Source organism: Flavobacterium sp. GW821-FHT11G01 (genome assembly GCF_058808175.1).
In genome coordinates this window covers 13,527-35,168 of record NZ_JBXARK010000014.1, presented here as the reverse complement: position 1 = coordinate 35,168, position 21,642 = coordinate 13,527, and the positions used below count along the sequence as shown (strand labels likewise).

Here is a 21,642-nt window from a genome sequence, read left to right as displayed (position 1 = left end):
TTAATGGATATTATAGTGCTGCTAAAGCCGCTTCGTAATTTGGTTCGTTTGCAATTTCAGTAACTTGTTCTGTATGTAAAACTTTTCCATCAGCGTCAACCACAATGATTGCTCTTGAGTGTAAACCTGCCAATGGTCCGTCAACGATTTCTAAACCGTTTGCTTTTCCAAAATCTCCAGCCTGAAAATCAGATAAGTTAACCACGTTTTCTAAACCTTCAGCACCACAAAAACGTTTTTGAGCAAATGGTAAATCTCTTGAAATACAAAGTACAGTTGTGTTTTCTAAATTACTCGCACTTTCGTTGAATTTTCTAACAGAAGTTGCACAAGTTCCTGTATCGATACTTGGGAAAATATTTAAAACTAATTTTTTACCAGCGAAATTGCTCAATGAAGCAACTGATAAATCATTTTGTACTAATTTGAAATCAGCTAGTTGTGATCCAACTGTTGGTAATTCTCCTGAAGTATGGATAGGATTTCCTCCTAATGTTATTGAAGCCATGATTTTTGTTTAAATTAATGAGGTTCAAAAGTAAGGATTAATATTTGAATCTAAAAGTATTTGTTGAGGGTTGTAGGCAGAATTAGGCGAGTTTTAAGACTAACGAAAAAACGTTATGTTTTAGTATGGAAGGGCACGCGGATGATACGGATTTTGGCAGGTTTGCGCTGTTTTTTTTGTCATACTGGCGGAGGAAGGATCACACTAGAAACTCCGCACAGTTATTTCACAATCATTATTGATTTCTTTGTCGAGCTACTTGTGTGATCTCTCCTTTGTCGAGATGACAAGTTTGGGTTGAGTACGTTATTAATGATAGCTGAATTGAAAATGAGTCGCCGCGAGAGGGATGGACGCTGGCTACCGAAGTAGCGCAGACAGCCCGACAGCATTAGGGAAAGGGGCGAATGAGCGCAAAGTAGAGTAGCCCCTTTTTCTAATGGTGTCTCGCCCAAATTATTTTAGATTTCAGAGGGTAGATTTTAGATTTAATTTGCGAAATGATAAGATTGTTCTGGTCAGTGAATAGTACAAACTGGGAACTGAGACTGAGACTGAAAACTAAAAAAAAGCGTCTCTAATTTAGAAACGCTTCTTCAGTCATGTTTTTTTGTTTTTCTTTGAAAGAGGCCGACTATTTGTCGATAGAACCCAAAACACGTTTCATAAACGCATTTAAAGCTTCTTTTTTATCTGTGCCCTGAACTACCATTTTGTGTACTTCAAGCGCACCATACATGTTTGAAATCAATTCGCCAATTACATCTAATTCTTCATCTTTTAAAGACGGAATTTCAGTCATCGCTTCCAGAACTTCAATCGTTTCGATGATATAATCCTGATCGTTTTCTTCGATAAATTGGGTTAATTGCTTTATCACGGGTAATTTCATAATTTTTTGTTTAAGCGTTAAATCGTTTTTTTGTTTAATCGATTAAACGAATAAACAAATAACCAATTAAACAATAGCGTTTACCAAATCGATTAAAACTTCTTGTTTGTTGGTTTGCGTTTCACCAACCAATTGTCCGTTTACGAAAGTTGCGAAAGTAGGCAGGTTGCTTACATTAGCTAATTTTCTTGATTCCGGAGAATTTTCAGCATCAACCAAAACAAAAGTGATAGCTTCATTTTCTGTTGCTAATTTTTTGAATTTTGGTTTCATAATACGGCAATTTCCACACCATGAAGCTGAATATTGTACTACTACTTTTTCGTTTTTAGCAACTAAATCTGCTAACGTATCTTCGTTTAAGTCGATTAACATTTGTTTGTTTTTTTAAGGTTCAAAGTGGCAAAGGTTCAAAGTGGCAAAGGTTCAAAGGGACAAAGTTTTTAGAACTTTGTGTACAAGACAACAAATTACCTTTGTTGCTCTGTCTCTCTGAGCCTTTGTACCTTTTTTAAAAGATTTAAAGTAGCAAAGGTTCACAGGATAAAGTTTTAAAACTTTGTAGATAGCAACAAAAAACCTTTGTCACTGTGTACCTATGAACCTTTGTACCTCTATAAAAAATTAATTTGCGCTCAAGTACTCAGCTGTACTTAATCTGTCTGCAGACATAGCTTCTTTACCAGCTTCCCAGTTTGCAGGACAAACTTCACCTTTAGTTTGGATGTGAGTGTAAGCGTCAACCATACGTAAGTATTCGTTTACGTTACGTCCTAATGGCATATCATTAACACTTTCGTGGAAGATTTTTCCAGTTTCGTCAATTAAGTAAGTCGCTCTGTAAGTTACGTTTGAACCTTCGATGATAACTGAATCAGTTTCTTCGCTGTATTCTGTAGAATCAATATCTAAAATTCCTAAAATGTTAGATAAGTTACGGTTTGTATCTGCTAAGATTGGGTAAGTTACACCTTCGATTCCACCATTGTTTTTTGGAGTATTTAACCAAGCAAAGTGAACTTCGTTTGTGTCGCATGAAGCTCCGATTACGATAGTATTTCTTTTCTCAAATTCTGGTAATGCAGCTTGAAAGGCGTGTAATTCAGTTGGGCATACAAAAGTGAAATCTTTTGGGTACCAAAACAATAATACTTTTTTGTTGTTGTTTACTGCTTCTTCAAAAATGTTGATTTTCAAGTTATCACCCATTTCTGAGATAGCGTCTACTGCAATACTTGGGAATTTTTTTCCTACTAAAGACATATTTTTCGTTTTAAAATTAAAAATTTATTTGTGGTGCAAAAGTAGGGTATAAGTAGAGTCACTTACAATAAGATGTAATTATAAAAATTTATAAGTTGATAGTTTTTGATTATTGATCGATGTAAGTTATTGTATGTCAATATTTACCGGAAGAATTCCGTTGCAAGAATTATTCTCCAAAAATTGAATTCCTGCATTTTTTTGAAATTCTTCAAAATCCTGATACACCTGAATCAATCCTGAAGCCTTTTTTAGATTAGGAATTATAGGTAAAACATATGGGTTTCCGAAAACGTAAACAATACATTTTTTGGTCTGAAGCAAATCTGAAAGCAATTCTAAAACTTCGTCATTTATCTCGAAATTGTTCATCGGTTTTGCCTTTGGAACAAATAAGGAAATAAGAATGGTTTCGAAATTTCCGAGCTCTTTTTTGATTTTAGCAATATCTGAAATTTCTAAATTTTCAAAAGCAAATTCAGGAGATTTTAATTTTGAATTTAAAGTTTGAAAGAATGTATTTTCGACATTTTTATACAAACTCAATTTCGCTAATTGATTGTTTTTCTGCGCTTCAAAAGCCAGTTCTGTATTAGCATTATCAATAATTTTTGTGATAGAATCCTGAGCGATTTCAAAGTTTAATTCGGATGCTTTTTTAAAGTTTAATTCGCCTGAAGTAAAATTGTTTTCAGACAGAATTCCCACTTTTTCTTTGGCTTTCATGATTCTGTTGAAACTTTCTTCAATTCTTTCCGGAGAAGCGTTTTTAAGAATGGTTTCAATTCCTTCAGGAACATTTTCGGCAAAACATAAAACATCGTTTCCAGCGTTGAAAGCTTCCCATTCTAAATCACCTTTTGTTTCGTATAATTTTGAAACGCTGTGCATGTTTAAAGCATCAGAAATAACCAAACCGTCGTAGCCTAATTTGTCACGTAAAAGATCCTGAATTACCGCTTTTGATAAAGTTGCCGAAGTATCTTTTCCGTTATTCAAGCTCGGAACAGCCAAATGTCCAATCATAATCGAATCAACATTGTTCTCAATTCCTTTGATGAACGGATGTAATTCGTTTTCTAACAATTCCTCCAAAGTTTCATTTAAAACAGGCAATCCTAAATGCGAATCGACATTGGTATTTCCGTGTCCGGGAAAGTGCTTCAGACAGCCTAAAACACCAACTTCTGACATTCCGTTTAAATATTCAACGGCGAAATTGGCGACTTTTTCTTTGTTTTCACCAAAAGAGCGATAGCCAATAACCGGATTATTTGGATTGTTATTAATATCTGCCAAAGGCGATAAATTATACTGAATTCCGGCTGCTTTTAAGTCTAAACCAATTTGTTTTCCAACTTCAAAAACCAAATCAGATTTACTTTCTGGCAAAGCACCAAGTGTAATCGCGTACGGATATTGCGGTGTTTTTTCGATACGCATGGCTAAGCCCCATTCGGCATCAATACTAATTAAAAGTGGAGTAGGTGCCGCTTTTTGGTAACGAACAATTAATGCCTTTATTTTTTCGTAACTGTCGTCATTAAAAACAACTTTTTTCTTGCTTTCATAATTCGTTGCCGCACTCGCACGGCTGTGAAAAAAAGTCAGTCCGCCAATATTGTGTTCTTTTATTAAACGTTCGGTTTCCTGAATATTTTCTTCGGTATCGTTGATGAAAACTGCGGGAAAAAAGAATTGTCCCACTTTTTGTCTTAATGCTTCAGCTGTCATTTTCATTATTATAAAGTCTTTTTCATGCAAACACTATTATCCATTTTTTCATACGGAGGATAATTTGGAATTATAGTGTAATCTTGTTTTTGGTATAAATTAATTGCTTCCGGTTGGTTTTTTCCGGTTTCTAAAATCGTATAGGCATAACCTACTTCTTTTGCCCAAATTTCCAATACTGTCAGAACAGCAGAGGCAATTCCTTTTTTTCGAAAATCCGGATGAACGAACATGCGTTTAATTTCAACCGTATCCGATTCTTTTTCTCTAAAAGCCCCACAGCCAACAGCAGTATCATTTTCATAAAAAACAATAACGTGTTTTATTTTATCGGTTTTATTAAACTGATTATAAAAGGCGTGATCTTCTCCGTCTCTGATAGCTAAATCCTGGTCTAATAAAACAACCAGATTTTTAAAATCAACATCATCAGAATTAGTTCTTTTTAAAGTAATCATGATAAAATACGTAAAAGTTTATGCTTATTTCAATTTGCTTTTCTTTTGTTTAGCCAATTGTTTTTTGGTTTCAATTGCCTTTTCTAACCGGTTTTTGAAACGGAAAAGTTTCGGTAAACCTTCTAGTCGGTCTTCGAGTGTGATTTCTTCAAAAACAATAATTGCTTTTTCGAGAACCCGAATTTCGTTTTCAATATCATTTTGGTTTTTGTAGATCGTAGCTAACCGATCATAAGGATGATTTCCTTTAAAGCTTTCCGCGACATTTTCTTCATATACTTCAATTGCTTTTTCAAAATCTCCTGTTTTCTCGAACTCAGCTCCTTTTAGGTTGCGTTCGGCTTGCAGATTTTCGTTGAATTCCATATTTAAGATGTTTGATTTGGGGTTAAACTTCTTCAGATTTTTTCCCAAAGTCTTTCGGGAAAATTAAAAAACGGGATAGAATCAATCCCGGAATTGTCGCCAACAAAACCCAGATAAAAAAGTTCTGATAGCCTAAAAATTGTTGTATATAACCGCTTAACATTCCCGGAAGCATCATTCCTAATGCCATAAATCCGGTTGCCAATGCGTAATGTGCTGTTTTAGATTCTCCTTCAGCAACATGAATTAAGAACATCATAAAGCCCGTAAAACCAAAACCGTATCCAAATTGTTCCAATATAACCGTTATGCAGGTATAAAGATTAAGTGGAGAGTTTATTTCGAAAAAATAAAAGTTTAAATGCAGGTGGAAAATTTCTTCCGGCTGAAAATGAGCTAATCCAATAAAACCCAAAATAGGTAAATGCATCGCTAAAAACATAGGGAACATCCATTTCGTAAGTCCTTGTTTAGAGATGGCAATACCTCCTAAAATTCCTCCAACTGTTAAAGCAAAAATTCCTAAAGTTCCGTAGATAATTCCAACAGCTTCAGTGTCTAATCCCATTCCGCCTATTTCTTTTTTGTCTAATAAAAAAGGGCTTAACATTTTAAGTAATTGGGATTCTCCTAATCTGAAAACCAGAATAAAAGCCAATACTAAACCGATTTGTTTTTTCTTAAAGAAGCTTACAAATATGGTTGCAAAGTTCTGATGTGGAACGGTTTTGTGATTTTCATCAGCATTGATTTCATTTTTTGGTGTAAAGACGAAATTATAAAGAGTAATAAAAGTCATTAATAAACCAACGGCAATCATCGTATAAGACCATGCTTTGGTATTATCGCCATATTTATGTTCAAGGTATCCGGCAAACAAAACGATTAATCCGTTTCCGGCTAAAAGTGAAAGTCGGTAAAAAGTACTTCTGATTCCGAGGAAAAAGGATTGTTGTTCTTTTGGCAAAACCAATAAATAAAAACCATCGCTGGCAATATCATTCGATGCCGAAGCAAAGGCGGCAACCCAAAAGATAGCTAAAGTCATAATGAAAAAGCCACTAGCAGGAATCGTGAAACCGACCAACAGAAAAGCAATCGAAATTAACAATTGCATCGATAAAAACCATTTTCTTTTGGTTCCTGTAAGTTCAATAAACGGGCTCCAAAGTGGTTTTATAACCCAGGGCAGATATAATAAACTGGTGTAAACTCCAATGTCTTCATTAGAGATTCCGAGATTCTTGTACATAATAACCGAAACGGAAATGATGACGGCGTAAGGTAGTCCTGACGCAAAATTTAGAAGCGGAATCCAATACCAGGGTTTATTATCTATTTTCATTTGGTTGGTTAGGGGTATAGATTTTAAATGTGTTTTTTAGGTCAATAATTGTAGGTGTACTTTCGTTTGCAAAATAGTCAATAAAAGTTACAGCACAAGCTTTATACTGATTCATTTTTTCGAACTTAACAGAAATTGAAATATCTCCAGTGTTTTCGCATACTGCCACTTTTTCAACGATTTGAGTAGCATCATTAATGTTGATTTTCGAAATATGATCAGCGCCGTAAATTACCATATAACGCACTTTTGTGTTCAGTGGATCTTTAATAGTGAACGTATATTTCGTGCTGTCTTTCCCAAATTCATTGACAACCGGAGTATCAATAATAACATGTTTTAAATTCGGAACCGGAGCCGGAAGCGCAGGATATTTATATTGATTTTCTTCTAAAAGACGAACAATATCAAAGTTTTTATCCATGAACCATTTAGAACTGAAGTAAGCACTTCCGCCTACTTTTTTGAAACTTCTGGCGTAATCAATCTGGGTTGGAATTTCAGTAACGAAGTTCCAGCTTTTATCAGCGTCGCCTCTAATTTTGTAGGATGCGTGGCCTATATAAAGTGCAGTATTATCATTTGAGTTTTCTGACCACCATTTTACCAATTTAGAATACGATGCTCTCGGATTATTCATACTCCAATACAATTGGGGCATAATATAATCGATCCATTTTTGGTCCATCCATAAAACAGGATCTGCATATAAATCATCGTAATTGGATGTTGATTGTGTTTCAGAACCTTTAGGATCCTGCGATTTATTTCTCCAAACCCCAAACGGACTGATTCCGAATTGCACCCACGGTTTACTTGCTTTGATAGTGGTAGAAATCGTGTGTACAAAGTTGCTCACATTCGCACGACGCCAATCGGCAAGGCTTAAGCCGGATCCGTATTTTTTGTACGATGCGTTGTCGTTAAATGTTTTTCCTGGAACGGTATAAGGATAAAAATAATCATCAAAATGAATCGCGTCGATATCGTATTTGTCAACGACTTCTTTTACGACTTTGGTTAAATGTGCCTGAACTTCAGGCAACGCAGGATCATAATAATATTTTCCGGCGTATTCGATCATCCATTCCGGATGTTTAAAAAGATCGTGAGTTGGGCTTAAAAGATTTTTATTTAAATCGAAAGTCGCACGATACGGATTCAGCCAGGCATGAAATTCAAAACCTCTTTTATGAGCTTCTTCAATCATCCACGCCAATGCATCGTAATACGGGTTTGGAGCCTGACCTTCTTTACCCGTTAAAAAACGAGACCAGGGCGCCAGTTCTGAAGGATAAAAGGCATCACCAACACTACGAACCTGAACAATTACCGCATTATAATTTAGTTTTTTATACGCTTCTAATGTTTCAATATAATCTGCTTTTTCTTTGGCAACGCCGTCAATCGCTGTTTTGGGCCAGTCGATATTTACGACGGTGGCGATCCACACACCTCTAAATTCGTTTTTAGGATGTATTTGTTTTTCCTGCGAGTTGGATGTCCATCCTAAGAAAAGTAAGAATATGATAGAGAATAGTAGTGGCTGATTTTTATGCATTGTAATCTTTTTAACAGAAACCAAAAATAGTTTTTTTAGCGGACTCTAGTAAATAATTCAGAAATTATAATTTCAACGCTTTTTTATGGGTTGTGGTATAATTAGTTTACTTTTTTAAGACAAGTTATAATTAAATACTAATATTAACTTTTGAAAATGATTTAAACACATAGATACATAGCTTTTGTTACGGTTAAAGTCGTTTCACTTGTTTAAACAAACATAGCTATGTGTGAAAATCTAGATTTTTTAAAATTACCTTCAATATTAATTTTAAACCTATGTTTCTATGTGTTTAAAAATATTTAATCAGGTAAAGAAATTTTTCCCATAGTTACTGATGGAATTCCTTTTTTTGTTCCAAAATTATAATCTCCGCCGGCAACCGTTTCGTTTGCTAAAACGGCAAATAAAACCGCTTCTTTCGCATCGCCTGAAATGCCGATATCGTCACTTTTTTGAAACGGGCACGACAATAATTCCTTCAATCCTTTTACTAATAACGGATTGCTTGCGCCTCCGCCCGACATATAAATCGTAAAATCTTCGATTGGCGTTCCCGTGTTTTTTACGACAAACTGAATCGCTTCTGCAATCGTTTCCGCGCTTAATCTTGTTAAAGTGGCTAGCAAATCTGGTGCCGAAATGTTTTCGAGCTTGGTTTTTGCCAAAGCCGAATCGACAAAAGCTTTATTGAATAATTCCTGACCGATGGTTTTGGGGAAGCTTTTCTGGAAGAAAGCATCGCTTTTTAATTCCGTTAAAAGGGTTTGATTTACGGCTCCGGCTTGGGCAATTTCGGCATCTTTATCGTAGCTTTTTTCAGGGAAAAAGTGTTTGGTAAATATGTCTATCAAAGTATTTGCGGTTCCGGTATCGGTTACGAAAACTTCTTCGGCGTTTTGGGAAGCTGGTAAATAGGTAAAATTCGCGATTCCTCCCATGTTGAGCATAATGCGGTTTTCGCCTTTTTTGCTGAACAATAAATAATCGCCATAAACAGCCAAAGGCGCACCTTCGCCACCAGCAGCAACATGTTTTTGTCTGAAGTCAGACAACGTAATAATTCCGGTTTTTACTGCAATATGATCGCCGTCCCCAATTTGCAAAGTTGCATTAGGGAATTTTTCCTGCTGATGCAAAAACTTTGGAGCGTGCAAAACCGTTTGTCCGTGTGAGGCGATTAAGTCGACTTCGTGTGCCGGAATATTCCATTTTTGAAGACAATCGTTGACCATGCCGGCGTGCAAAAGACCAATCCATTCGTTTAATAAAGCCAAATGCTGAAAATCGATAGTTTTCTGAGCAAACACTTTACGGATTTCGGTCTTAATGTCTTCGGTATAATTGATGGTTTCGAATTCCAGAATTTTTACAGCCGTATTTTCGCCCGCACCAGAAATAGCACAAAGCGCAATATCCAATCCGTCAAGCGAAGTGCCGGACATTAAACCTATTATTTTTCGGGTCTCTTTTTGAGCGATTTCAAAAAGGGCACTTATATTTTTATTCATTAAAAATGAGGTTTTAAGAAAGTGTTTTATTTGGTAATGCTAAAATGGGATTTATTTGGGGATAAATTTAGGGAAACTAAGAAAATTATTCTTGATAATTCTTTCATAGCATGAATTTATACTTTTTTTAGGTTCAGACGAAAGTGAATTTAAATGCTAGGATTTGGCAAGACTTAAAGAGTTTGGTTATTCATATAAGTGTGAATTTTATTCCTTAATTATTAATTTGAAAGAACCTTTTTTTGTAATCCTAAATCAGATTATTTTAGTAATTTGCTACGTTTATTTGTTTAATGAAAATAAAACATTATTGTTTAGTTATTTAAAAAAAGATAGTGAGTAAAAAAGAAATATTTAATCCTTTATTGCAATTAATAGAAAGTGGATTTGATCAAACAGTAAAAACGGATTTGAAGAACAATTATCTCAAATCTTGTCCGATTTCAAAAAAGTGGTCTTGCTATAGTGATTATTGCTTTGACGATAAGCATAAACCTAATAATGTAGTTTGTTTTACTTTGATTCCATCTATTGATAGTTTTAATGATTTATCGCAATATATAAAATCGGTAGCTGCTGTAGATATCAAAAACACGAGAAAAGTTCGAGCTGAGTTTGTTTCTTTTTTAAAAGAGTACCCGCTAATAAACTTTTCTTTTGTATTAAATGATAGAAAAAAGATATTTGGAAAAAATCATAATGAAGTAAAGGTGTTTATAAAAGATACATTCACTTACATGAAGCAACAATATCTCGACTGGCTGATAAATCAACCAGAACAAAAAGATAATTATAGTCAAATAATTAAAAAGATAGAAGCCATTATTAAAAACGTTGATGATGATAAAAAAATAAAACAAATTACGACGATGATTCTAGTTACTTTTTTTGGTGCGTATGTTTCATATTCTATTATAAAAGATATGGATATTGAATTATTTGGTTGGTTTTCTGATAGAGATTCTATTAATGAAGTTGGAGGGGATTTTTCTATTAATTTATTTCATTATTATTTAAATGGGTTGTTGAATGGGAAACCATTTCAATTTGTAGCAGCTCGTGCAGGGAGTGAAGATAACGCGTTCTATGAGGAACTAGTAAGAATTCCAGATTACATTGCTGGTGCAATTGCTGATTATGATATGAGAAAAAATTTAATTAGTAAAGATAAGTTTAATACAATCCTAACAGATTATATGGCAGAAAATATTCATAATAATTTTATATATAAAATATTTCATATTGAAGAAAAACTATCTTTTGCAAGAATTACTGTGAATAAAAAATAGGTATACAGATATCAGTAAACATATCTTTTTACATTTAAAGAATCTTGTCAAATTTTGTTTATCAGGGTTGAAATTGGTTAAAAGTAATTTCTGTGTATAATGCAAAGAAGGTTAAAAAATGTAACTTTGCAATCATATGACTCAAAAAATAAATATACTACCCCTCTTCGAAGAATTGCCAAGTGAATATGCTGATCGTTTAGGAACTTTTTATGCTAAAAAGGTCACACAAGAGCACAAAAAAAATAACGGACAATTTTTCACTCCAACTCCAATTGCCCACCTGATGGCTTCATATTGTACATTAGAAAATGATAGCATCCGAATATTAGACCCTGGATGTGGTTTTGGTGTATTAACATGCGCATTAATAGAACATTTAATTATACAAAATAAAAATCTAAAATTTATTAATGTTGTTGCATATGAAACGGATAAAGATTTAATTTCATTTTCTAATGAATCCTTTTTATACTTAAAAAAATGGCTTGAAATTAAAGGAATTGATTTGTTTTTTTTAATACAATTGAAAGATTTTATTTTAGATAAGGCAGAAGCATTGGAGAATATAGAGATTCAACATGATAATTTTGATGTTGTAATTTCTAATCCACCTTATTTTAAACTTTCGAAGAATGATGAACGAGCAATTTTGGCAAAAAAAATAGTCGGTGGACAAATTAATATCTATTCAATCTTTATGGGAATTTCCTCCAAATTGCTAAAAGAGAATGGAGAGTTGATTTTTATAACTCCGAGAAGTTTTGCTTCAGGTAATTATTTTAAAATGTTTAGAGGATTGTTTTAATACAGTCCAATTAGAAAAGATTCATTTGTTTAATTCTCGAAAAGACACTTTTAATCGTGATAGTGTACTTCAAGAAACAGTAATTTTAAAGGCGGTAAAAACAAGTATTGATCCAGATAGAAAAGTAACAATATCTTCTAGTTATGGCATAAAAGACATTTATAGTTCAAGAATAAAATGTTTTTCTTTCTCTGAATTAATAAATTTAAACTCGAAAGAAAAAATTCTTCATTTGCCTACTAATGATAAGGAAGAGCAAATTTTCAATTTAGTGAATTCATGGCATGATAATTTAATCAATTTTGATATTCATATATCAACTGGACCGGTTGTGTCATTTCGATCTTTGAATTTTATTAGAGAGAATAATAAGAGTAAAACTGTTCTTTTTGCACCGCTTTTTTGGTTACAGAATATTAATAAAATGGCGCTTGATTGGCCTGTTTTATTAAAGAATAAAGGACAGTTTATAAAAATAGAGGAATCTTCAAAATCTATACTAATACCTAATAAAAATTATGTTTTGCTAAGGCGATTTAGTACAAAAGATGATAAAAGTAGACTTATTGCTGCACCTTATTTCTGTAATAATTACGAATCAAATTTTATAGGCGTTGAAAATAAAGTAAATTATATTTATAGAAAAGATGGAAATCTAGAAAAAAAGGAAGTTGCAGGATTGTCAGCATTATTAAATAGTGAGTTATTTGATACATATTTTCAAATATTTAATGGTAATGTAAATGTAAGTGCAACTGAACTAAGAGAAATGAGATTCCCATCACTAACAGATATTCAAGAAATTGGAAGTAAAATGATATCTTCAAATGATTTTTCAATGGAAAATGTAAATTTTATTATAAATGAATATTACGAAATTGAAGCAATTTTAAAATAATAAATATGGCATTAGATGTAGTCGCAAAAAACATTGAACTTCAAAGTCAAATACAAGAAATTAGAAAGGAAATCAAGACTGATAATTTTAGTATGGCAATAAGAGAAATAGTTCAAGTCTATAAAGATGGAGACATTGAATTATTTCCTTCATATCAAAGGTTATTCAGATGGGAAGATGATCAAAAAACAAGATTTATTGAATCTTTACTTATGGGTATTCCTACACCACCAATATTTATTGCACAAAAAAAAGGTTCACAATGGACAATAGTTGATGGTTTACAAAGAATATCAACTATTCTTCAGGTTATGGGGTTACTACAAGTTAAAGATTCTAAAGGTCATGTTAAACCTCCTTTTAAATTTACTTTTACTGAAAAGTTACCTGCTATTGAAGGGCTTGATTGGGAGACATTAGGAGCTGATGCACAGCGAATAATTAAAATGTCAAAACTTGATTTAAAAATTATTTTAGTAGAGGATAATGTACAGGCACAATATGAATTGTTTAAAAGACTGAATACAGGCGCAGTAGTATTGGAACCCCAAGAAATCAGAAATTGCTTAATAATAATGCTTGATGAACCATTTTATCAAAAAATTGATTCATTAAAAAATTATGAGAATTTTAAAAATGCTATCAAACTTACTGAAGCTAAAAATGAAATTGAATTCCCAATGGAATTAATTTTAAGATATTTAATTGCTAAGCGTAATCAAATTAACTTTGCTAATTATAATGTAACTTCTGATCTCCTTTCTGATTTTATAGATAAGGAAACTTCAAATGTAATTACTGATCCAAATTTTGAATTAGATAATGAAATTATAATTTTTAAAAGAGTTTTTGATTTATTGTATGCTACACTAGGAGAATATTCTTTCCGCAAATTTGTTCCAGAAAAAGGAGAGTTTGAAGGTGCATTTTTGCAATCTAGTTTTGAAGCTATTTTATCGGGATTGGCTTTGAATATTGATTTTTATGAAGGACAAGGACCAGGGTTTCTTAAGGAAAAAATAATTAAACTTTATTCTCAACCACAATATTTAGAAAATTCTACTAGAGGAAAGAAGGCTCTTTCTAGAATTCAAGGAATGATTCAATTCTCTAATGAATATTTTGGGAGTCATGAATTATAGTACGCTTGAAGATATAATAATTGAAGATTGGACTTGGAGAAAAAAAGAAATTTCGGATTTGATATTAATTGCGGAAAAAGAGGAGAATAAAGTACTTCTAAAGTCAATAATTTTGTTGTTGTATGCACACTGGGAAGGCTATATAAAAAAAACTAGTAAATCTTACATCAAATATGTAGCTGATAATAAGCATAAAGTTTCCGATTTAACGCAAAATTTTAAAGCAATATGCTTAAAAGGTTTATCAAGTGAGGTTTTAAAATCTTCCAGTACATTAAATATCTCTAATGAGATGAAGCTGATTTTTAGATTTAATGAGTTGGATGGTATTCCATTAAACAAAATAATAAAAATTGATCTGGATAATAATAAAGATAAAAGTTTAATAAATACTCACGACAATTTGAATCCTTCAGTTTTTAGAAATATTCATGAAATAATAGGATTAAGCTATAAAAAGCAATATGAGGCCAGAGAGAAATTCATTGAGAATCATCTTTTAGCTAATAGAAATTCAATAGGGCATGGTAATAAAGAATTACAATTAGCCGAAGATTTTGATTTAGAAATAGTTTCAATCAAAAAAATGAGAGATATTATGATATCTATTATTGAAAACTTTAGGGATGAAATCTTAGAATATTCAAGAGAGGCTTATTTTTTACAAAGCAACTTAGCTAAAACTACTGATTTTCTTGAAATAATGGAAAATAAACTTGAAGCATCTTTCAAGGAGATAGAAACAAGATATAAAGTATAATTTTCATTTGGAAAATACTAATATTACCAAAAACCTCGATCTTAAAAAATCGAGGTTTTTTTATTATTGTAAAATCAAAAAAAATCCTATTGTAAATTTAAATAAGGATTTAAAACTTCGGCTAATTCATTCAGCCAAAAAAAGCTGTTTTCTAAGGTGTTTATTTGAGTTTGAAGGGTTTCATGTTCCCTCATCAATTAGGATTAAATGAATATTATCATCTGATTGAAAAATATTTTTCTTAAATTAGAGAAACAATTAAATTCAAAAAACATGAGTCCATCAAAAATAATAGGAATAATTCTAATCGTTATAAGTCTCGGTGTGGGATATATAGGTATCAACAAAATAGCTGATAATACAAAAGAAATTAATTTTTTAGGACTAAAAATTAATGCGTCCAACGAATCCGGTAAACAACAGGGATACCTTTATTTAGGGCTGGGCGTCATTTTACTTGTGGGCGGAATTTACACGGTCAACAAATCAAATTAAAGTGCTTTAAGTAGGGATTGTAAATATTGCATGAGGGCATTGTTAGGTAACTATTTCTTGTCAATTAATTCTGCAATAAACCCGATCTTCAAAGTCTCCTGCTGGCACGAGCGTCTCGCTCGTGCGCACAATCTTGTCTCGTAACCCTAAAGTTAAAATTAAATATTCCTATTTTGACATTGCACAACCCATAATTGAGGCTCGATCATGCTCTGATTACGTTGTCTCCCCCAAACTTTAGCTTTCTAACCTAAAAAATGAGGTTCCTAGCCTCATAAATGAGGTTTATGATCCCAAATTTTGAGTAAGCGAACCTGAAATTTGACGTTGTCAACGTCAAATTTGGAGTTGCCAACGTAAAAATATTATGTTCGAACCTCATTCGAGTATTTTTTTAAACATAAGAAGCGTTAAAAAAAAATACTTTGTGGACATGGGTTACAAATCTGCGCTATCGTTGTAAAAAATGAACTAGTAAGTAAAAAGATAGTCTTCTTTTAAAAAAGAGTGCCCTAGCCCTGATGGGAGGGAAAATCCTTTTGTGTTCGCCGCGGCGGACACAAAAGATTGGAAGGGCAGCAGGACACGAGCGATAGCGACTGACGAAGTAAATAGCTCCTGATAAAAAATGAAATTCCAATAATTCACACTATTATTGCTCAAAAATCTCAAAAGATAAACAGCATGAAATTATCAACATTCATTTTAGTTTTTTGTATTAGCCTAATAAGTCATCATGCAATTGCTCAATCCAATAAAATTGATCTTAAAATTCCAGACAAAGTTGAGGTAAAGAAAACGGGTAATCATACCTATTTTGAAAACACAAGAGTTTCGATGGTAATTTCTGAGAAATTTCGAAAAGGCCAAAGTGATGGCAGAGTTAGTGTGCATGAATTTACAAAAACAAGTTTTTCAAAGGAGAAGGCAACTTTCAAAGAATCAATAGAAAAAAGCAAATTAAGCGGAGCAATAATTTATTATGAAAAAGAATTTAAACTTGGAGATTACGATGCGTATTTAATGTATTGTCCTGGTTTGGAAGGAAAATCAGATGGAATTATTTTAATATTTGGAGACAATGATTTCTGTGTAATGGCTGAAGGTAAATTTTTAAAGGATGACGAAAAAATCCGTCAAGAAATACTTTCGGGATTATTGACCTCTACTTTTGATAAAACTGCAAATCCGGATTACTTAGCTTTTGCAAAATTTAATCTGGATCTTTCAAAATCGGACTTTAAGTTTTTTAGCAATTTGTCGCCTCAGGATTTCTATTTTACTGAAAATGGTATTGGAAATTTTGGTCAAACCATTCTAAATTTTATAAAGGTTGAAGGACTACCTCCAATGGCAGATTTTGAAGCAAGAAAAAAATATGCCCAATCAATGATTACTAAATATATAATCGAGAGCACTAAAATTGAAAAAAAAGAAGAAAAGAAAATTATTATAAATAATGTAGAAGCCTATGAAATCACCTTTGCAGGTAAATATTTGAATAGACCTATAAAAGTTTATCAGGTTCTACTAGGCGACAATAAAGCAACTATACATTATTACAGCATAACTTATCAGGATAATTTATTCAATCAAGCCAAAGAAATAGCATCAACATTAAGGATAAAGTAAGGGCATAATGACGATTCGGTTAAATTTTAATAACCATCACAAAAAAACCTCTGAACCTTTGTTCCTTTGCCTCTTTGAACCTTAAAAAAATACCTATTTTTGTAAAATCATATTCAGCAAAAATGTCACTACTTAAGGATTTAGAACAATTATCAGCATCGTTGGAAGGAACACTTTTATACGATGATCTTCATAAAACACTTTATTCGACCGATGCTTCGGTGTACCGGATTAAACCAAAAGCGGTTGCGGTGCCTAAAACGATCGCAGATATTAGTAAACTGATTCGGTTTGCGGCGCAACATGACATTTCGATTACGCCAAGAACGGCCGGAACTTCATTGGCCGGACAAACCGTTGGCGATGGAATTGTGGTGGATGTTTCGAAAAACTTTACCAAAATCCTGAATTTTGACCCGATTGCTAAAACCGTTACGGTGCAGCCCGGCGTGATTCGCGATGAACTGAATTTGTTTCTGAAACCCCATGGTGTATTTTTCGGCCCGAATACCTCGACTTCCAACCGTTGTATGATTGGCGGAATGGTGGGCAATAATTCTTCGGGAACAACTTCGATTCGCTATGGTGTGACGCGCGATAAAATTGTGGAGATCAAAGCGATTTTGAGCGATGGATCGGAAGTGGTTTTTAAAGAACTGACTTCGGCGGAATTTATCGAGAAAACCAAAGGCGATACGTTAGAAAATAAAATATACAAAAGCGTTTACGACGAACTTTCGGTAAAAGCAACGCAGGAAGAAATTATAAAAGAGTTTCCGAAACCGGAAATTCACAGAAGAAATACGGGGTATGCGGTTGATATTCTGCTAAAATCAGAATTATTTGGCGGAACAGAACCAACCATAAATCTCGGAAAATTACTCTGCGGAAGCGAAGGAACTTTGGCCTTTACTTATGAAATCACTTTAAAAGTAGACGATTTACCGCCAGCGCATAATATTATGGTGGTGGCGCATTATCACAGCATTCAGGAATCGCTGGAATCTGTTGTGGTGGCAATGAAACATCATTTGTACACAGCAGAAATGATCGACGACACGATTTTGGATTGTACCAAAACCAATCGCGAACACATTAAAAACCGTTTCTTTTTGGTGGGAGAACCGAAAGCGATTATGATGTTTGAAGTGGCTTCGCACGATGCACAAGATGCCGAAAATCAAGCCAATGCTTTGGTTGCTGATTTAGAGAAAAATAATTTTGGTTATGCTCTTGTAAAAATTTACGGAGCCGATATTGAAAAAGTAAACGAATTGAGAAAAGCCGGCCTCGGACTTTTGGGAAGCATTGTAGGAGACGACAAAGCAGCCGATTCGATTGAAGATACAGCGGTTGAACTGAGCGATTTGCCAGCTTATATTGCAGAGTTTTCGGCGATGATGTTGCGTCACGGACAAGGCGCGATTTATTATGCGCATGCGGGTGCGGGTGAACTGCATTTGCGTCCGGTTTTGAATTTGAAGAAAACATCTGACTTAGAACTCTTTAGAACCATCGCAACCGATGTGGCGATTTTGGTGAAGAAATACAGAGGTTCGTTAAGCGGGGAACATGGCGACGGAATTGTGCGCGGAGAGTTTATTCCGTTTATGATTGGCGAGACGAATTACGAATTGCTGAAACGAATCAAATTAGCTTTTGACCCGAATTCGGTTTTGAATATCGGGAAGATTGTCAATGCTTTAAAGATGGATGAAAACCATCGTATGGTTTCGGGCAGGATAGAACCGGATATTAAAACGTTTCAGGATTTTTCAGACAGTTTAGGGATTTTGCGCGCTGCAGAAAAATGCAACGGATCTGGAGATTGCCGAAAATTACCATCAGCAGGAGGAGCAATGTGTCCGAGTTATCGTGCGACTAAAAATGAAAAAGAAACCACGCGTGCAAGAGCCAATGCGTTGCGAGAATATTTGACCTATTCTGAGAAAGAAAATAAGTTTGACCAGAAAGAATTATACGAAGTTTTTGAGTTGTGTGTGAGCTGTAAAGCCTGCGCCAGCGAGTGTCCGAGTAATGTTGACGTTGCAACGCTTAAAGCCGAGTTTTTATACCAATACCAAAAAGCAAACGGATTCTCAACCCGAAATAAGATTTTTGCCCACAACGCAAAACTGAATAAAATGGGAAGTTTGTTTCCGTCGATAACCAACTTTATTTCGAATCAGTCATTGATTAAGAAATCGATGGGAATTGCACCGGAAAGACAAGTTCCGCTTTTGGCGAAAAAGACTTTCAAAAAATGGTTTGAAAATCAGAAGAAACAAAATCAGGATTTCCCGAACGGACAAGTATATTTGTTTAATGACGAATTCACGAATTATTATGATGTGAATATCGGAATTGATGCTTTTGAGTTATTGACGAAATTGGGTTATGAAGTTTTAATCGTAGATCACGAAGAAAGCGGAAGAACGTATTTATCAAAAGGTTTTCTGGAAGAAGCCAAGAAAATCGCCAATACCAATGTGAATATTTTCAAGGATTTAATTTCCGCGAAAGCGCCATTAATCGGAATTGAGCCTTCGGCCATTTTGACTTTTAGAGATGAATATTTGCGTTTGGCAGATGATAAAGAAGTGGCTGAAAAACTATCACACGATACTTATACAATCGAAGAATTCTTCAAAAAAGAAATTATTGATGGTAAAATAACGCCAGATTCATTCTCTGAAGAATCGAAAGAAATTAAAATTCACGGACATTGTCATCAGAAATCATTGAGTTCTGTTGAAGCGACTTTCGCCATGCTGAATTTACCTAAAAATAATACGGTTACCATTTACAATTCGGGCTGCTGCGGAATGGCGGGATCTTTTGGCTACGAAAAAGAACATTATCAGGTGAGCATGCAAATGGGAGAAGATACGTTATTCCCAAAAGTAAGAAACACTGCCGAAAACGTAAAAATCGCTGCTGCAGGAACAAGTTGCCGTCATCAAATTTATGATGGAACGAGTAGGGAAGCACAGCATCCCGTGAGTATTTTAAGAGCTTGTTTGAAGTAAAAAAATGTTTGCCACAAATTACACAAATTTCCACTAATTATTTTCTCACGCAGATTGAGCAGATTGAGCAGATTTTTTATTAAAGATTAGAAACAAAAAATTCGTGAAAATTTGTGAAATTCGTGGCAAAAAAACTTTGTGTCCTAGAGCCTTTGTGGCAAAACTACTTTAGTGAGACTTTCTTCCCAGTTTCAGCAGCTTTGTAAATGGCGTTTATGACTTTGATATCTTTTAAACCTTCTTCGCCGGTAATATGATTGGGTAGTTTTTTGTTTTCTAAAAGTACTTTTGCAATTTCATCCATTTGCGTTTGCTGTTGATTAATTTCAGGAAACTTCAAAGGTCCTTTTGATGTTTTTCCTTCATAGGGGCCATAACTTAAAGACGGACTTAATTGGAAATTACCCTCGTCTGCAGTTGCATAAATTCGGTCAATATAATAACCAACAGAAGAATTGCAATTGGCCATCGCACCGCTTGGAAATTCCATTTGCCACGAAATACTTTCTTCTGTTTCTGAAAATCTGTTTTTATCATTTATAGTTCCAAATTGAGCAGTTACAGCGATTGGTTCTTCTCCTAAAATATAGCGACTTGCCTGGATACAATAAATTCCCAGATCCATTAGCGGACCACCTCCGGATAATTTTTTATTTAACCGCCATACGCTTGGATCATTTATGTTTACAGGTTTTTTGGCAATCGTATCGTAGGTTTTGTATCCGAGGGATGTTTCTATATAGCGTACTTTTCCGAAAACTTTTTCTTGTCCTAGTCGTTTGATTTCCATGTGTGTAGGTTCATAATGTAAACGATAACCAACAGCCAATTGTACTTTATTATCGTTGCAGGCTTTAATCATTTCCTCACATTCTTTGACTGTAATTGCCATAGGTTTTTCGGTAATAACATGTTTGCCGGCTTTCGCGCTGCGAATAACAAAATCTTTGTGCATGCTATTTGGCAGTATCACATACACTAAGTCAATATCTTTGTTGTTGGCGATCTCATCAAAATTTTGATAATTATAGATGTTCTTATCAGGGATATTGTACTTCGCTTTCCATTTGGTTGCTTTTTCAGGAGTACCGGTAACTATTCCGGCAAGCGTACAGTATTCAGAAACCTCCAGACCTTGCGCAACCTTTGTGGCGTAAATTCCTAAACCGCAAAGGGCAACATTTAATTTTTTCCCGGTGTATGGTATTTTGTCAGGATCGGGTGCAGTTAAAAAAGAGGGGAGTGTTGTTATGATGACGGAGGCTCCAATACCAGCCCCAAATTTATTTACAAATGATCGTCTTGAAATTTTTTCCATGTGGTTTGGTTTTTATAGTAGTAGTGGTTTATTAATAAGTGTTTTTGAGAAAAATTACATTGGTGGTTCTTGTAAAGTACTCATTCAAAAATAATTATAAATTATAGTGTATGATTTACATTTGTCATAATGTAACAAATGTAAAAAAAAAGATGAAAGATTCTTATTAAGGTTAGTAGTAAAAAAATGTGAGAATTTTTTTAATTTGTGACAAAAAACACGGATACATTTGAAATGAGAGAATAGCACGCGGATGATACGGATCTAGTCTGATTTGCGCTGAGTTTTTGTTTCTCGCAGATTTAGCAGATTTAATTTTGATCTGAAATAAATCTGTAGAAATCTATTTAATCAGTGAAATAGAAATCTGCCAAATCTGCGAGAGAAATAATTTCCTACGCTTGGTTGCAAAAAAAGCTTCGTGCCTTAGCGCCTTAGTGGCAAAAAACAATTAGTGGAAATTAGTGCAATTCGTAGCTAAAAAAACTTCGTGCCCTCGCGCCTTCGTGGCAAAAAATAATTCGCATTAAAACAAAATGGTTTTATATATTTGAAATCAGGATAATTTTTGCATTATTTGCAAAATAAAACCACAAAGACCGATATAAATTAATTTTAAAAAGCAAAATC

General features: G+C 33.8%; 19 protein-coding genes. 8 read left to right on the top strand and 11 right to left on the bottom strand.

Annotated features, from left to right (window positions below; all coding sequences use genetic code 11):
• Positions 1-10 precede the first annotated feature (10 nt).
• The 10 genes from tpx to AC1RRN_RS20280 form a co-directional block, all read right to left on the bottom strand.
• Positions 11-508, bottom strand: coding sequence for a thiol peroxidase (gene tpx, locus AC1RRN_RS20325; RefSeq protein WP_492969052.1), 498 nt, complete (start codon positions 506-508; stop codon positions 11-13).
• 634 nt (positions 509-1,142) lie between these two features.
• The gene (locus AC1RRN_RS20320; protein WP_017495510.1) at positions 1,143-1,400 is read right to left on the bottom strand and encodes a DUF6952 family protein; all 258 of its coding nucleotides are present in this window, start codon (positions 1,398-1,400) and stop codon (positions 1,143-1,145) included.
• Positions 1,401-1,466: 66 nt separating this feature from the next.
• A complete protein-coding gene (locus AC1RRN_RS20315) occupies positions 1,467-1,775 on the bottom strand; it encodes a thioredoxin family protein (RefSeq protein WP_008462030.1) in 309 nt (102 codons plus the stop codon).
• Between the two features lie 249 nt (positions 1,776-2,024).
• Positions 2,025-2,663 carry a peroxiredoxin gene (locus tag AC1RRN_RS20310; RefSeq protein WP_026985957.1) on the bottom strand — a complete coding sequence of 213 codons (639 nt, stop codon included), beginning with the start codon at positions 2,661-2,663 and terminating at the stop codon, positions 2,025-2,027.
• Between the two features lie 126 nt (positions 2,664-2,789).
• Positions 2,790-4,403 (bottom strand): glycoside hydrolase family 3 protein, encoded by a 1,614-nt coding sequence (locus AC1RRN_RS20305; protein ID WP_492969051.1) that lies wholly within the window; start codon positions 4,401-4,403, stop codon positions 2,790-2,792.
• 2 nt (positions 4,404-4,405) lie between these two features.
• Positions 4,406-4,855, bottom strand: a complete 450-nt coding sequence (locus AC1RRN_RS20300) for a GNAT family N-acetyltransferase (protein ID WP_492969050.1) — start codon at positions 4,853-4,855, stop codon at positions 4,406-4,408.
• Between the two features lie 24 nt (positions 4,856-4,879).
• Complete coding sequence (locus AC1RRN_RS20295) at positions 4,880-5,221, bottom strand: hypothetical protein (protein WP_492969049.1); 342 nt, start codon at positions 5,219-5,221, stop codon at positions 4,880-4,882.
• A 22-nt stretch (positions 5,222-5,243) separates the two neighbouring features.
• Entirely contained in the window at positions 5,244-6,566 is a 1,323-nt protein-coding gene (locus AC1RRN_RS20290; RefSeq protein ID WP_492969048.1) for an MFS transporter, read from the bottom strand.
• A complete protein-coding gene (locus AC1RRN_RS20285; protein ID WP_492969047.1) occupies positions 6,553-8,127 on the bottom strand; it encodes a glycoside hydrolase family 10-like protein in 1,575 nt (524 codons plus the stop codon). Before AC1RRN_RS20285 ends, AC1RRN_RS20290 begins: the two co-directional genes overlap by 14 nt.
• 305 nt (positions 8,128-8,432) lie before the next feature.
• The gene (locus tag AC1RRN_RS20280) at positions 8,433-9,641 is read right to left on the bottom strand and encodes an anhydro-N-acetylmuramic acid kinase (protein ID WP_492969046.1); all 1,209 of its coding nucleotides are present in this window, start codon (positions 9,639-9,641) and stop codon (positions 8,433-8,435) included.
• A gap of 335 nt (positions 9,642-9,976) precedes the next feature.
• Between AC1RRN_RS20280 and AC1RRN_RS20275 the strand changes: the two genes are divergently transcribed.
• From AC1RRN_RS20275 to AC1RRN_RS20240, 8 genes are all read left to right on the top strand, one after another.
• Complete coding sequence (locus AC1RRN_RS20275) at positions 9,977-10,930, top strand: hypothetical protein (protein ID WP_492969045.1); 954 nt, start codon at positions 9,977-9,979, stop codon at positions 10,928-10,930.
• A gap of 136 nt (positions 10,931-11,066) precedes the next feature.
• The gene (locus tag AC1RRN_RS20270; RefSeq protein WP_492969044.1) at positions 11,067-11,738 is read left to right on the top strand and encodes an Eco57I restriction-modification methylase domain-containing protein; all 672 of its coding nucleotides are present in this window, start codon (positions 11,067-11,069) and stop codon (positions 11,736-11,738) included.
• On the top strand, positions 11,695-12,636 hold the full coding sequence (locus AC1RRN_RS20265) for a hypothetical protein (RefSeq protein ID WP_492969043.1): 942 nt from the start codon (positions 11,695-11,697) through the stop codon (positions 12,634-12,636). Before AC1RRN_RS20270 ends, AC1RRN_RS20265 begins: the two co-directional genes overlap by 44 nt.
• Before the next feature lie 5 nt (positions 12,637-12,641).
• Entirely contained in the window at positions 12,642-13,778 is a 1,137-nt protein-coding gene (locus AC1RRN_RS20260; RefSeq protein WP_492969042.1) for a GmrSD restriction endonuclease domain-containing protein, read from the top strand.
• A complete protein-coding gene (locus AC1RRN_RS20255) occupies positions 13,768-14,538 on the top strand; it encodes an MAE_28990/MAE_18760 family HEPN-like nuclease (protein WP_492969041.1) in 771 nt (256 codons plus the stop codon). Before AC1RRN_RS20260 ends, AC1RRN_RS20255 begins: the two co-directional genes overlap by 11 nt.
• Positions 14,539-14,811: 273 nt before the next feature.
• On the top strand, positions 14,812-15,033 hold the full coding sequence (locus AC1RRN_RS20250) for a hypothetical protein (protein WP_492969040.1): 222 nt from the start codon (positions 14,812-14,814) through the stop codon (positions 15,031-15,033).
• Positions 15,034-15,717: 684 nt separating this feature from the next.
• Positions 15,718-16,665 carry a hypothetical protein gene (locus AC1RRN_RS20245; protein ID WP_492969039.1) on the top strand — a complete coding sequence of 316 codons (948 nt, stop codon included), beginning with the start codon at positions 15,718-15,720 and terminating at the stop codon, positions 16,663-16,665.
• Between the two features lie 122 nt (positions 16,666-16,787).
• Positions 16,788-19,694: an FAD-binding and (Fe-S)-binding domain-containing protein gene (locus tag AC1RRN_RS20240; protein ID WP_492969038.1), complete on the top strand. Its 2,907-nt coding sequence runs from the start codon at positions 16,788-16,790 to the stop codon at positions 19,692-19,694.
• A gap of 163 nt (positions 19,695-19,857) precedes the next feature.
• Here AC1RRN_RS20240 and AC1RRN_RS20235 read toward each other — a convergent pair whose 3' ends face one another.
• Complete coding sequence (locus tag AC1RRN_RS20235; RefSeq protein ID WP_492969037.1) at positions 19,858-21,012, bottom strand: Gfo/Idh/MocA family protein; 1,155 nt, start codon at positions 21,010-21,012, stop codon at positions 19,858-19,860.
• Between the last annotated feature and the right edge of the window lie 630 nt (positions 21,013-21,642).